Below are 14,216 nucleotides of genomic sequence, written 5' to 3'. Positions count from 1 at the left end.
TTGTAGCCGTCGAAGAAATGCTCGGCGTCGAACAGCGCCTCGCGACCTTGCGCCTCCATATGCGCGACCGAAGCGCGGATATTCTCGAGGTTCTCCTCCAGCGTGATCCCCAGCGCGGTGGTGACGTGGTAATCATGCGTCTTGCCGACGAGGCAGACGGCGGGCGTATTCGCGTTCATCACGCCCGCCAGCACGTCGTCATTCGCGGCCGAGCGCCCTGCCCGCTTGGTCATCCCGAAAGCGGTGAAGGTCGCCCGCGTCTCGGGCCTCGCCTCGAAAAAATCGCTATCGGTCGGGTTCGCACCGGGCCAGCCGCCTTCGATATAGTCGATGCCGATCGCGTCGAGCGCCTTGGCGATCTCGATCTTCTCCGGCACCGAGAATTGGACGCCCGCCGATTGCTGCCCGTCACGCAGGGTCGTGTCGTAGAGATAGAGGCGTTGTTTGGTCATTGGTTGCCTCCGTCGAGGTTACGTTCCGCCTGGCGGCACGCCGGGCCGCGCCCGACCCGCCCCCCAGGGCGGGCGCGATTGCGCCGTCCCTCGGGTCCGGCGCGCCCCTTGTTACTGTAACCGCGCACCATCACAGGCCCTCCAGCTTGGCGGGGTCGAAATCGGGTCCGGGCAGCAAATCCACCCCGGCCTTAGACATGCGGACCTCGACACCTGCGTCGATGAGAGTCTGTTTCATGGCATCGACTGGAGCGAAGTCCTTGGTTTCCATTGCCTCTTTACGCATTTCCGAAAGGCGATTGCCCAATTCGGTCATTCGGTTTGAGTACTCCGATGCCTCGTCTCCTTGAGTGGACATCCGAAAACCTGAAGAAAATTCGTTGGAGGAAGCTGCGAATTGGAACTGCGAGAATTTCTGAACCAAGGCTTGGTCGTCAAATCCCAAGAGTCGAAGCGCCCCAACGAGCTTGAACTCATCTCGTTCTTTCAAATACTTGCGCACGAGGGAGAGTGCCAGCGACGTATTAAGGTCATTTGAAAGCGCGTCAATGAACTCTTGAGGCGGCTTTGCATATCGCCTGCCAATCCAAGGCTTCGTAAGAGGATCCGCTGCCAAGAACTCTGCAATGCGCCGCAAAGTCCTCTCCGCCTGCCGCGCCTTCTCCGCCGTCCAATCCATCGGCTTCGTATAATGCGTCTGCAGGAACACGAAGCGGATCACCTCGCCGGGAATGCCCTTCTCGCCGTCATGGCCGTCCAGCAGATCGCGCACGGTGAAGAAATTGCCCAAGCTCTTGGACATTTTCTTGCCCTCGACCTGCAGCATCTCATTATGCAGCCAGTAATTCGCGAACGATCCCTCGGGATGCGCGCAGCAGCTTTGCGCGATCTCGTTCTCGTGGTGCGGGAATTGCAGGTCGATGCCGCCGCCATGGATGTCGAACGACGCGCCAAGCAACTCGTAAGACATGGCCGAGCACTCGATATGCCAGCCCGGACGGCCCCGGCCCCACGGGCTCTCCCAGCCCGGCAGCCCCTCGTCGGAGGGTTTCCAGAGCACGAAATCCATCGGGTCTTCCTTGAAGGGCGCAACCTCGACCCGCGCCCCCGCCATCATGTCGTCGACCGTCCGACCGGACAGCGCGCCATAATCCTTGTAGCTGCGCACCCGGAACAGCACATGGCCCTCGGCGGCATAGGCGTGACCGTCTTCGATCAGCGTCTCGATCATCGCGATCATCGCGCCGATATAGTCAGTCGCGCGCGGTTCCTGATCGGGACGCAAGGCGCCGAGCGCATCCATGTCGGCATGATACCAGCCGATGGTTTCCTCGGTCCGCGCGCGGATCAGCTCTTCGAGCGAGCCCTCGGCCCCAGCTTCCTTACGCGCCAGCGCCGTCGCGTTGATCTTGTCATCCACATCCGTGAAATTGCGCACATAGGTGACGTGCTCCGGTCCGTAGACATGGCGAAGCAACCGGTAGAGCACGTCGAACACCACCACCGGACGGGCGTTGCCGAGATGCGCGCGGTCGTAAACGGTCGGCCCGCAGAGATACATCCGCACGTTGTCGGCATCGATCGGACGGAAATCCTCGACTTTCCGGGTCAGGGAATTGCGCAAACGGATCTGGGTCATGTGTCCTCGCAAAGGGTCGGCGGCTCCTGCCGGCGGGCTTACAAGGTCATGAGAAATTTGGAAAGAGAAGACCGGCCCGCGTGACGTATGTCAGCGGATAATGCAGCAGATGATGATGGTCTTCGTGGTCATGGCGGCAGCATAGGACGCAGCGTGCCCGAAGGTCCAGAGCAAAAACGAACGGGTACGACATCATAGAAAAAGGCGGCCGAAGCCGCCTTCCAAATACTTTCTGATCAGTGCCTTACAGGCCGATCTTCATTTGATTTCGACGTCGTCCATCGCCTCGACGATCATCAGGTCGCGCTCGGATGCGCCTTTGGCATGGGCGAGCGCCGCCTGATACTCGTCGGAGTAGTAGCAGGTTTCGGCCGCTTCCAGAGACGGGAACCAAGCGACGACATTGCGCGCGCGGTCATTGCCTTCGAGCTGCACATAGCGCGCGCCACGGGCGAGGAACCGTCCGCCATGTTTCGCGATCGCAGGGCCCGCGCCCTCGGCGTATTTGCCATAGGCCTCGTCGTCGAGCACCTTCACATGGGCGATCCAGAATGCGCCTGCCATTACAATCCCTCCAGAACAGTTTTCACGGCCGCGATGGCCTCATCGGCTTTCGACGGATCGGCCCCGCCGGCTTGCGCCATATCGGGACGACCGCCGCCGCCTTTGCCGCCAAGCGCCTGCGCCGCGGCTTTCACCAGATCGACCGCGCTGACGCGCTCGGTCAGGTCCTTGGTCACGCCAGCCGCTACGGCCGCCTTGCCGCCCGCGTCGGCCACGACGAGGATCACGCCGGAACCGACATTCTCTTTCAGCTCGTCCACGATCCCCGGAAGGTCCTTGCCGGTCACGCCGGACACAACTTGAGGAACGAATTTCAAGCCGTTGATTTCGCTGATGTCCGGGCCACCGGAGGCACCGCCGCCCATCGCCAGTTCGCGACGCAGCTGCGCGATCTCATTGGCCTGCGCCTTGCGCTCGTCGAGGATCGCCTGAAGACGTCCGAGCAGATCGGCCTCGGAGGTTTTCACCAACCCTTCGATCTCGCCCAGCAGCTTGTCACGGCGGCGCAACTCGGCCATCGCGATATCGCCGGTCAGCGCCTCGATCCGACGCACGCCCGACGAGGACGCGCTTTCGCCGGTCAGGACGAAGGTGCCGATATCGCCGGTGCGCTTCACATGGGTGCCGCCGCAAAGCTCGAGCGAATAGACATTCCCGTTCGTGCCCTTGCCGGAATTGGCCAGCTCGCCCATCGAGACGACGCGAACCTCATCGCCGTATTTCTCGCCGAACAGCGCCTGCGCGCCCAGATCGCGCGCATCGTCCGGCGTCATGATCCGGGTGTCGACCTGCGTGTTTTGGCGAATGAATTCATTCACTTCGCGTTCGATCTTCGCGACTTCCTCAGCCGAGAGCGCCTTGTTATGCGAGAAGTCGAAGCGCAGACGGTCCTCGGCATTGAGCGAGCCGCGTTGCGCCACGTGATCGCCCAGCGTGCGACGCAGCGCCTCGTGCAGCAGGTGCGTGGCCGAGTGGTTCGCGCGGATCGCGCTGCGGCGTGCGTGATCGACTTCCAGTTTCGCGCCCTGCCCCTTGGCGATCTCGCCCTCGGTGACGCGCGCGAAATGGATGAAGACGCCTGCGACTTTCTTGGTGTCGGTGACTTCGGCCTTGCCGGTCTCGGTCACGATCCACCCGCGATCGCCGACCTGACCGCCGCTTTCGGCGTAGAACGGGGTCTGGTTGACCACGATCTGCGCCTCGCCGGACGCTTTGTCGATCTCGGCCCCGTCGGTCACGAGCGCGGTGATCTGACCTTCGGCGGTCTCGGTGTCGTAGCCCAGGAATTCGGTCGCGCCAAGTTTCTCGGACAGGTCGAACCAGATCGCGGCATTGGCCGCCTCGCCGGTCCCGGACCAGCTGGCGCGCGCCTTGGCCTTCTGCTCTTCCATCGCGGCATCGAACCCTTCGGTATCGACCTCGCGCTCACGTTCGCGCAGCGCATCCTGCGTCAGATCGAGCGGGAAGCCGAACGTGTCATAGAGCTTGAACGCGGTCTCGCCCGGCAGTCTTTCCCCTTCGGGCAGGTCCACGAGCGCCTCGTCGAGCAGCTTGAGCCCGCGATCGAGCGTGGTCTTGAAGCGGGTTTCCTCGCCCAGAAGCGTCTCTTCGATCAGCGCCTGCGCCCGGCCCAACTCGGGGTAAGCCGCCCCCATCTCGCGGATCAGCGACGGCACGAGACGGTGCATCACCGGATCCTTCGCGCCCAGCAGGTGCGCGTGACGCATCGCACGGCGCATGATGCGGCGCAGCACGTAGCCGCGCCCATCCGCCGAGGGCATCACGCCATCCGCGATCAGGAACGAGGTCGAGCGCAGGTGATCCGCGATCACCCGGTGATGCACGTTGCCCGGCCCGTCCGGCGCGCCATCGGTCGCGTTGGCCGAGGCCTCGATCAGGTGGCGCATCAGGTCGGTGTCATAGTTGTCGTGCTTGCCCTGCAGCAGCGCGCCGATCCGCTCGAGCCCCATGCCCGTGTCGATCGACTGCATGTCGAGCGCCCGCATCGAGCCGTCCTCGAACTGCTCGTTCTGCATGAAGACGAGGTTCCAGATCTCGATGAACCGGTCGCCATCTTCCTCTGGCGAACCAGGCGGGCCGCCCCAGATATGATCGCCGTGATCGAAGAAAATCTCGGTGCAGGGACCGCAGGGACCGGTCGGGCCCATCTGCCAGAAGTTGTCCGAGGTCGGGATACGGATAATCTTCTCGTCGGGCAGGCCGGCGACCTTCTTCCAGATATTCGCCGCCTCGTCATCGGTGTGGTAGACCGTGACCAGTAGCTTGTCCTTCGGAATGTCGAAATCCTTGGTCAGCAATTCCCAAGCGAACGGGATCGCGTCTTCCTTGAAATAATCCCCGAAGGAGAAATTCCCCAGCATCTCGAAGAACGTATGGTGGCGCGCGGTGTAGCCGACATTGTCGAGATCGTTGTGCTTGCCGCCGGCGCGCACGCATTTCTGCGCGGTCGTGGCGCGGTTGTACTCGCGCTTTTCCACCCCGGTGAAGCAGTTCTTGAACTGCACCATGCCGGAATTGGTGAACATCAGCGTCGGGTCGTTGCGCGGAACGAGGGGGGAGCTGTCAACGACCCGGTGGTCGTTACGCTCGAAGTAATTAAGGAAAGTAGAGCGGATTTCGTTAAGGCTGGGCATATCGTCCTGTCTCGCCTGATCGGGCATGTTCGGTCCCGTTTAACGCCGCCCCTTCCCCCTGTCCAGCAATCGCAAAAAGGCCGGGAGACGACGCTCCCGGCCTTTGCATGAATTTGCGGTGACGATCAGTCTTCGGTCAGCGCGTCATCTTCGGATAATTTGTCGAATTCGAGCCCGTGGCTGGCGCGAATCTTGTCTTCGATCTCATAGGCGACATCGGGGTGTTCGCGCAGGAACGTCTTCGCGTTTTCACGGCCTTGGCCGATGCGTTCGTCCCCGTAGGAATACCAAGCGCCAGCCTTGTCGACGACCCCGGCCTTGACGCCCAGATCAACCAGCTCGCCCATCTTCGAGATGCCCTCGCCATACATGATGTCGAACTCGACCTGCTTGAACGGCGGGGCCACCTTGTTCTTCACCACTTTCACGCGGGTCTGGTTGCCCACCACCTCATCGCGATCCTTGATCGAACCGATGCGGCGGATGTCGAGACGCACGGAGGCGTAGAATTTCAGCGCGTTGCCGCCCGACGTCGTCTCCGGCGAGCCGAACATGACGCCGATCTTCATCCGGATCTGGTTAATGAAGATCACCATGCAGTTCGAACGCCCGATCGAGGCGGTCAGCTTGCGCATCGCCTGGCTCATCAGACGGGCCTGCGCGCCCACGGTGTGATCGCCCATATCGCCTTCGATTTCGGCCTTCGGCGTCAGCGCCGCGACCGAGTCGACCACGACGAGGCTGACCGCGCCAGAACGCACCAGCGTGTCGACGATTTCCAGCGCCTGCTCGCCTGCGTCGGGCTGCGAGATCAGCAACTCGTCGAGATCGACGCCAAGCTTGCGTGCATATTGCGGATCGAGCGCGTGTTCAGCGTCGACGAAGGCGCAGACGCCACCCTTCTTCTGCTCTTCCGCGATCGCGTGCAGCGTCAACGTTGTCTTGCCCGAGCTTTCCGGCCCATAGATCTCGACAATACGGCCTTTCGGCAGCCCGCCGATGCCGAGCGCGATATCGAGCCCCAGCGAGCCGGTCGATGTCGCTTCGATTTCCCGCGCGGGCGTGTCGCCGCCGAGCTTCATGATCGAGCCTTTGCCGAATTGCCGCTCGATCTGCGCCAGCGCCGAGTCGAGCGCCTTTTGCTTGTCTGCCTTGGGAGATTTATCCATATCGAAAAGCTTCGCTACTGCCATTTGTCCGCTTCCTTATTTCACAGCGACGGCTGGTCGGCAATGCGACGCCCTCGCGCGGATGTTCACCTCATGTTCTGATCGCACTATGCGCACAGAACGTGAACATTACAACAAAATTTTCCACAACTCACTGAACCGCCAATTCGGTTAAGAAACGGTTTACCCGCGTCGGCCGAATGATTATCACCGGCTCAGTTAGGAGCTGACCCGCCAAGATGCTGATTTTCTGGACACAAAAACTCGTCTTCCTCGCCACGCCGAAGGCAGGTTCCTCTGCGGTCGAGACCGCGCTGGAGTCTTTGGCCGACGTCGCACTGACCCGTCCGGCTGTTCTCAAACACGCCTCGGCCCGCGATTTCCAGGATCATCTTGCGCCGTTGCTGTCGTCGAAGACCGAGGCCAGTTTCACCACGGTCGCGCTGATGCGTGAGCCGCTCGACTGGTTGCGGTCGCTCTATCGTTTTCGACTGCGCGATTTGATAGAGGAAAGCGACATTTCAGCCGGCTATTCCTTCGACCAATTCGCGCGCGACTACATCGAGGACCCGCGCGCAGGGTTCAGTGACGTGCCCAGTCAGGCCGCATTTCTGTGTGATGATGCGGGCACGCCGCTGGTGGACCGGATTTTTCCCTATGAGCGGATCGAGGATTTCGTGCATTTTCTTGAAGATCAGCTCGGCTTCGCCATCACCCTGCCCCGCGTAAACGTCCCCCCGGCAGTCGAGACCGGGCTCGCCCCCGAGACCGAGGCTGCGCTGCGGGTCGCGATGCAGGACGATCTTGCGCTCTATGATCGGGTCACCCGCGCCTTAGCGTGAGAGCAAGTCCTGAACCGTCGCGGTCAATTCGCTCAGCGAGAAAGGTTTCGGCAGGAAGACCGAATCCGGCACGGGGGACGTTCCGTTCTGGAACACTTCCTCTGCATAGCCTGACATGAAGACCGTGCGCGTGCCCGGTCGCGCCTCGAGCGCGCGGCTGACCCAGCTTGGCCCGTCGAGCCCGGGCATGATCACGTCGGTGACGAAGATATCGACCCGCAAATCCGCATCTTCGAGCAGTTCCAGCGCCTCTTCCGCGCTCTCGGCCTCCAGCACGGTGTAGCCGCACAGTTTGAGCGCGCGCGCGGCGAAGGCGCGCACCGGGGGCTCGTCCTCGACCAGAAGCACGGTCGCCTCGGCGGCAAGCACCGGGGTCGACTTAGTCGCGCGCGGCGCAGCTTCCGCATTGGACACGACCGAAGGCGTCGTGGGGCCACGCGGGGCAGTTCGCGCCTCCGCCGTTGCGTTTTCGGCACTCGACACGTCCGCCTCTTCGACGGCGTCATAGGCGGGCAAAAGGATCGTGAAACTCGTTCCTGTCCCGATGACGGAATCGCAAAAAATATAACCGCCGGTTTGCTTCACGATTCCATAGGCCGTCGAAAGCCCCAGCCCCGTGCCCTCGCCGGTGCGTTTGGTGGTGAAGAAAGGCTCGAAAATCTTGCTTAATTTATCGGCCGCGATACCGGTACCGGTATCGGTGACCTTGATCGCGACATAGTCGCCTTTGGGTACCGCCACGCGGTCGCGGGTGCGGTTTTCGGCAAGGTGCACCGCGTCGGTCTCGATCCGGATCTCGCCCCCGCCGGGCATCGCGTCGCGCGCGTTCACCACGAGGTTCATGATGACCTGTTCGAGTTGCCGCTTGTCCGCGCGCACCCGTCCGGGATCGCTTTCATGCTTGACGCTCAGGACGACCTTCTCGCCAACCAACCGATTGAGCAGATGGGTCAGATCGGAAAGCGTGTCGTGCAGATCGAGGATCTCCGGCTTCAGCGTCTGCTTGCGCGAGAAGGCGAGCAACTGCCCCACCAGCGCCGCGGCGCGATTGGCATTCTGGCTGATTTGATCGAGATCGGCATAGTCGCCATCGCCCTTGTCGTGGCGCAGCATCAGCAGGTCGCAATGACCCGAAATCGCGGTGAGCAGGTTATTGAAATCATGCGCAACACCGCCCGCAAGCTGACCGATCGCCTGCATTTTCTGGCTTTGCACGAATTGCGCTTCGAGCGTCTTGAGTTGCGTCGCGTCGGACAGCACGGCGAGCAGCCCCGCACGCCCGTTTTCCACGATCCGCGAGAGTGTGACCTGAAGAAAGACCTCCTTGTCGCCACGGCGCGCCCGTAGCACCTCGGGTCGGCCATCGGCACGGCCTGCGAGCGCGTCGTTCACCCAGTCCGAGACCGGGCGCCCGAGCCCTTCGAGGAGGTCGGCAAGGCGGGTCTGAGGCTCGATCCCGCCAAGGAGGCCGCGCGCCGCGCGATTGGCTGCGCGCACCCGACCATGGGCCGACAGGCGCAGCATAGCGACGGGCAGCGCCTCGAAATTCGCGCCTTCCTCGGCGGAGCGCGCACCCCCGATCGGGAGCAGATAAACCTCGGATCGACCGCCCACGCCTTCAAGCTGGGCCACGACCGCGGTGACGGGGCCATCCTCTCCCTTGATCTCGTGCTCCTCGCCCGAGCGCAGCGGCAGATCGGTGAAGATGCGATCGAGGGAGCGCACCCGCTCCCCCACGAGCCGCCGCAGCGCCTCGTTCATGAACAGGATCGTGCCGCCCTTGGAGACGGTAAGCATCGGCAGGCTGATCGTTTCTGCGCCGCGCCCGCCAATCGCCCGCTCGGCCATATCTTCGAGCCGCCAGAGAAAATCGCCAGAGCCGATACGGTGAACAGAGAGCCGCAGATGGCCTCGCCGGGTCACGAGATCCTCGCGCGCGGCCCCCGTCGCCTCTGCCTTGCTTTGCAGGCGGCGCAACACCGCGCCCGGATCAGCGAAGAGTTCCGCCAGAGTTCGCGCCAAGCCCTGCCCACCACGCGAGCCGAACCGCTCCACGGCGGCGCGGTTCTGATAGCCGATCTCGCCCTCGGGATCCGTGGTAAAACTCGGCGCTGCGTCATGGGCGATGAAATTCGCGAGCGTTTCCTGCTGTCGTGCGCGCCGCCTTCGGTCCTGCGCCAAGGCCAGACGCAGCCAGACCGCCGTTATCACGAGCGTCCCTGCGACGGAGAACATCGCCCAGGTCACCACCTCATCGGGCATCACGAAAGCAATCGCCGCCGCAATTCCCGCTGCAAGCAACAAATAGACCGCACCCGGCGCCAGCGCAGCCATCGTCTTCGAGAGCGGCTGCAGCATCAATTCGTTCCGCCCCACACGCGCCTCCCTACCAGACAGATCGGCCCCATAGCGCGGCAAAAAAATTAAAACCCAATTAACGAGACTAGACTTTCAACTGACGATTGAGTCAATCACGCAGCCGTGATCCGGGCGGCAAAAGTGGCAGAAAAATCAGAGCTGGAGCTGGGCGACGAAAAACCCGTCTCCACCGGAAAGCGGCGTGAATTGGTGCTGCGACAACAGCTCGCAGCCGTGACGCGTTACGAAATCGGCGATCTGCGCGCCGTTTTCGACCGAGAGAAGCGAGCACGTCATGTAGACCAGTCGTCCGCCCGGAGCGACGAGGTCGCGGGCGGCGTCGAGGATTTCGCTCTGCAGGGCGACGAGTTCGGTCAGACGCGCAGCACTCAGACGCCATTTCGCATCCGGAGTCCGACGCCAGGTTCCCGAGCCTGAACAGGGCGCATCGACCAAGACGAGGTCATAGCCCGTCCCCGGATTGCCCGGCGCGCGCATGGCCACTTTCGTCCCGGCCCGTTTCGCACGGACGGGCAGATCGCGCATCCGCCCCGCATCAATGTCATGCGCGGCGACCTGCGCCTCGGGACAGGCTGCGGCCAGCGCCAGCGCCTTGCCCCCGCCACCCGCGCAATAATCGAGCACGCGTTGACCCGCCGCGATCGGGACAGAGGCGATGGCCGCTTGCGACGCCGCATCCTGCAACTCCACTAGACCGTTCGTGTAAGCCTCAGCCTGCTGAATGCGCCGCGCGCCTTCGCCAAGTTCCAGCGCAGTCTCTGCGAGCGGATGCGGGAACGCCTCGATCCCGTCCTTCGCGAGCGCCGCGATCGCCTCGGCACGGTCCGCTTTCGCAATATTGACGCGCAAGAAGACCGGCGCGCGGGCGCGCATCGCCTCGGAAATATCGTCGAAGTCCGGCCCGAGATCGGCGGCAAGCTGGTCGCGCAGCCAATCGGGCCAGTCCAGTTGCGCAATAGCGTCGGGCAAAGGCTCGGACAGGGCCGCGCGCTCCTCGTCGGAGAGAGGATCAGGCGCAAAGCCCTCGCCTGTGAAGACCATTGAGGGATCGGTGCCTTGCAGCCGCAGCAGCCCGGCGACCAGCGCACGCCCCTGCGCCCCGCCCCCGGCAAGCGCGGCACTCGCCTTGCAGCGCAACACATCGAAGATGTGATCGCGGATCCCCGCGCGGTCCTTGGAGCCCGCGAACCGGTGGCCGCGCGCCCAGTTGGTCAGCGCACGCTCCGCCACCTCGCCCGTCTGGATGCGGTCGAGAATATCGATGGCGGCGGTATAGCGCGCGGCGGGCGTCATGGGCGGGCTCCGAAACAAGCGATGATCTGGGGGCGTTGTAGGCGGCGGCGGAGACCGGCGCAACGTCGCGCTGCAAAGACTGCAGCCCTAAGCATCGCGTGCCCAAATGTGTCGATTTCGATCAATTTCTGCCCCAATTTCGCAATTTCGCCATATTTACGCCGCGGTAGTTTCGCTTTTTGCAACTGGAGATAGTTAATCAACCGTTTTCAACCATGGGGCGTCCTGTCTTGAAGCGTTTAAAGAGTTTCTTCTCCGCCGAAGACGGCGCCACAACGATCGAAGCATTGCTCTGGCTGCCGTTGTTTATCGGGATGCTCGCCGCGACCGTCGACGTTTCCCTCATCTTCAACGCCCAGTCGCGGATCCTCGGTATCGTGCAGGATGTCGATCGCGCCTACTCGGTCGGGCGGTTCGAGAATGACGAGGACACGATGGCGCGCCTGCGCGCCCTGCTCCCCTATGACGAGACCACCTACACGATCGACACGCAAGTCACCGACGGGATCATCGAGACCCGCGTGACGATCCCGATGTCCGAACTCGTCGCCACAGGTCTTTTCACCAGAGTTCTCAACATGGACCTCACGGTCCACGACTACCGCTACATGGAGTCCTGACATGAACCGCGTAACGATTACCGAATTTACCGCTGAAGAAGATGGCGTGATCACCCAGCTTTCGCTGTTCTGGACGATCCTGTTCCTCGCTGTCGGCAGCCTCGCGCTCGACGTCTCGAACGGCTATCGCAATCGGGTGGTGATGCAGGACGCGGCCGATGCAGCGGCGCTCGGTGCGATGTATCTCTCCTCTGACCCGCTGATCACCAAAGACGAGGCGAAGACCCGTGCGGCCCAGCTGGCCCATTCCAACCTCGCCTCCGATGACGGGACTTCGGTGATCACCAAAGACGACGTGACCTTCGGTTATTACGACGCGACCAATCACCGCTTCGTCACGGATTACGCCGAAGACCTCGATCTGAGCCCGGCCGTCCGCGTGATGGCCCATCGCACGACCGAGCGCGCGAACGCCGCACCCACCTTCTTCGGCAAGGTGATCGGTCAGGACGGTTGGCAGATCAACACCGGCGCCGTAGCCGAAGCCTATCAGCCCGCCTGCCTCACCGAAGGTCTGGCCGCGAAAGGCGTGATCGACCTGCAATCGGGCAACAGCTTCGCTTCGGGCTTCTGCCTCTATGCGGCGCAATATGTTTCGCTCAATCAGAACAACCTCTTCGAAAGCGGCGCGATCGTGTCGATGCCCGACACCAGCAAGCTCGACATCCCCGCCTCGGGGTTCAAGCAGAATGACGGGCTGCAAGAGGCGCTGCGCACCTCGTTCTACAAGCTGCGCATCATCGACCGCATTCCCAAGATCATCGAGTCGATGCGGGACGGCACCGGCTATCTGCCCTCCTACATCACCAACAAGAGCCCGACCGTGCTGACCGGCACCAAGCTCGACACCACCGATTTCGAACCCGGCAATCTCTACGTGCTCAACTGTAATTCGAGCGTGACAATCTCGGTCCCGAATAAAGTCGACGACACGGTAACGACCGATCCCGCCGTGATCTCGGAAGTCGCGGTGATCGCGGATTGCCCGGTGAAATTCGGCAATGGCGTCGCCCTCGAAAACGCGATCTTCGCGAACACCTCGACCGACGATCGTAGTTTCTCGGCTCCGCAAGGGCTGCGCATTGGGCGCGATGACGATTGCGCCCCTGACGGAGGCGCGAAACTGATCACCATGGGCGGCGTCTCGTCCGCAGCGAAAATCTCGTTCTTCGGCGGCCAGATCCTCGCGGTGAAGGATGTGAGCTTCTCGGCACAGGCCGAGGGGATCGAAGGTGTCGCGATCGTCTCCGGCGGCAAGATCGACGGCACCTCCAACTCGCGTTTCGGTCATTGTGATACCGGAATGGAAGGCAATATCGAGATGAGCTACTTCCGGCTGCGGATGTAACCGGCTCGCGGCGGGTCGCCAGACGCGCAAAGCGCGATTGAAACGATCCGCCCAAGATGGGATAGGAGAGGCTACGTTTCGCCGCTCCTGTCTCACTCGCTCCGAGGTCGCCATGCCTGATCGCGCCGCATCCGCGCAACCGCACTCCCTGCCGCGCGTCGTCGCAATCGGGTTCAACAAATGCGGCACGCGCTCGCTGGCCGAGCTGTTTCGCGCAGCAGACCACCCCACCGTTCACCACAAGATCCGCGAAGGCCGCCCCGTGCCGCGCCGCATCGGCCGGGTGATGCGCGAGAACCTCGCCGCCGGGCGCAAGGTCTTCGCGAGCGCCGAGGATTTCACCTTCTATTGTGACCTGATCTACAGCGACGGCACCGTGACCTGGGAAGGCGCCACGGCCTTCCGCGAGATCCTGCGCGACTATCCCGACACGATCCTGCTGCTGAACTTCCGCGACCGCGAAGGCTGGATCGCCTCGCGCCTCAAGCATGGCCATGGCGAGTTTGCCAAGCGCGAACTGGCTGCGCGGGGGCTGACCGATCTCGAAGTACTGAAGGATCAATGGCGCGCGGAATGGGATGCGCATCTGGCCGATGTGCGCGCCTATATGGCCGACAAGCCGGATCAATACGTGGAATTCGATCTTGACAATGACAGCGCCGACGACCTCGCGGCCCGCCTGCCCACCTATGGGCTCGATGCGGCCCATCTGCAGGATATCGGGCGCACGCGCGGCAAGAAGATGCATCCGCTCAAGCGCTTGGCGAAAAAGCTCAACGCCCATCTCCGGCCACGCTTCTTCCGCTGACCCCTCCGATCCGCGATTGCACGGCCCCGCCCGCTGGGGCTATTGAGGGCGCGTAACTCAAAAAGGTGTCGCATGAAGAAACAGATCATCTGTATCCGCTGGGGCGAGAAATACGGCGTCGATTACGTCAACCGCCTCTACGGAATGGTCGCGCGCCATGTGACGCCGCCCTTCGATTTCTACTGCTTCACCGACACGTTCGAAGGGCTCGATCCCGGCATCACCGCGATGCCGCTGCCCGAACTCGATTGCAACATGCCCAATGTGCGTCAGGGCATCTGGGGCAAGTCGCGGCTGTGGCGCTCCGATCTGGGCGATTTGTCGGGGCCGGTGCTGTTTCTTGACCTCGACGTGGTCGTGACCGGCAATCTCGATGCGATGTTCGAGTACGGCGACCCCGATGACGTGATCCTGACCCGAAACCCGAACACCCCGTTCGAGCGGCTGG

At 62.6% G+C, this 14,216-nt stretch carries 10 protein-coding genes and 2 pseudogenes; 5 read left to right on the top strand and 7 right to left on the bottom strand.

Features of this window, described 5'->3' with window-relative positions; all coding sequences use genetic code 11:
* The 5 genes and pseudogenes from B3D39_RS01830 to recA all read right to left on the bottom strand — a co-directional run.
* Positions 1–452, bottom strand: a pseudogene (locus tag B3D39_RS01830) (citramalate synthase); the annotation flags it as partial.
* 130 nt (positions 453–582) lie between these two features.
* Complete coding sequence (cysS, locus tag B3D39_RS01825) at positions 583–2,091, bottom strand: cysteine--tRNA ligase (protein WP_274962295.1); 1,509 nt, start codon at positions 2,089–2,091, stop codon at positions 583–585.
* Between the two features lie 258 nt (positions 2,092–2,349).
* The gene (locus tag B3D39_RS01820; RefSeq protein ID WP_078550499.1) at positions 2,350–2,655 is read right to left on the bottom strand and encodes a DUF1330 domain-containing protein; all 306 of its coding nucleotides are present in this window, start codon (positions 2,653–2,655) and stop codon (positions 2,350–2,352) included.
* Positions 2,655–5,309, bottom strand: coding sequence for an alanine--tRNA ligase (gene alaS / locus B3D39_RS01815; RefSeq protein ID WP_274962294.1), 2,655 nt, complete (start codon positions 5,307–5,309; stop codon positions 2,655–2,657). Before alaS ends, B3D39_RS01820 begins: the two co-directional genes overlap by 1 nt.
* Before the next feature lie 125 nt (positions 5,310–5,434).
* Positions 5,435–6,502, bottom strand: a complete 1,068-nt coding sequence (recA, locus tag B3D39_RS01810; protein WP_078523378.1) for a recombinase RecA — start codon at positions 6,500–6,502, stop codon at positions 5,435–5,437.
* A gap of 215 nt (positions 6,503–6,717) precedes the next feature.
* Here recA and B3D39_RS01805 point away from each other — a divergent pair, with 215 nt between their 5' ends.
* Positions 6,718–7,320, top strand: coding sequence for a hypothetical protein (locus B3D39_RS01805; RefSeq protein ID WP_078572266.1), 603 nt, complete (start codon positions 6,718–6,720; stop codon positions 7,318–7,320).
* Here B3D39_RS01805 and B3D39_RS01800 read toward each other — a convergent pair.
* Both B3D39_RS01800 and B3D39_RS01795 read right to left on the bottom strand, forming a co-directional pair.
* The gene (locus B3D39_RS01800) at positions 7,312–9,678 is read right to left on the bottom strand and encodes an ATP-binding protein (RefSeq protein WP_274962296.1); all 2,367 of its coding nucleotides are present in this window, start codon (positions 9,676–9,678) and stop codon (positions 7,312–7,314) included. The two genes, B3D39_RS01805 and B3D39_RS01800, sit on opposite strands and share 9 nt — an antisense overlap.
* A 153-nt stretch (positions 9,679–9,831) precedes the next feature.
* On the bottom strand, positions 9,832–10,992 hold the full coding sequence (locus B3D39_RS01795; RefSeq protein ID WP_274962293.1) for an RsmB/NOP family class I SAM-dependent RNA methyltransferase: 1,161 nt from the start codon (positions 10,990–10,992) through the stop codon (positions 9,832–9,834).
* Between the two features lie 230 nt (positions 10,993–11,222).
* Between B3D39_RS01795 and B3D39_RS01790 the strand changes: the two genes are divergently transcribed.
* From B3D39_RS01790 to B3D39_RS01775, 4 genes and pseudogenes are all read left to right on the top strand, one after another.
* Complete coding sequence (locus B3D39_RS01790) at positions 11,223–11,612, top strand: TadE/TadG family type IV pilus assembly protein (RefSeq protein WP_274962292.1); 390 nt, start codon at positions 11,223–11,225, stop codon at positions 11,610–11,612.
* Between the two features lies 1 nt (position 11,613).
* A complete protein-coding gene (locus B3D39_RS01785; RefSeq protein ID WP_274962291.1) occupies positions 11,614–12,960 on the top strand; it encodes a pilus assembly protein TadG-related protein in 1,347 nt (448 codons plus the stop codon).
* 112 nt (positions 12,961–13,072) lie between these two features.
* Positions 13,073–13,768, top strand: a complete 696-nt coding sequence (locus tag B3D39_RS01780) for a sulfotransferase (protein WP_274962290.1) — start codon at positions 13,073–13,075, stop codon at positions 13,766–13,768.
* Between the two features lie 72 nt (positions 13,769–13,840).
* Positions 13,841–14,216, top strand: a pseudogene (locus B3D39_RS01775) (glycosyl transferase); the annotation flags it as partial.

Origin of the sequence: Thioclava sp. UBA3469 (assembly GCF_002378135.1) — a bacterium.
Taxonomy (GTDB): Bacteria; Pseudomonadota; Alphaproteobacteria; order Rhodobacterales; family Rhodobacteraceae; genus Thioclava; species Thioclava sediminum.
This window is presented reverse-complemented; position numbering and strand designations above follow the sequence as displayed.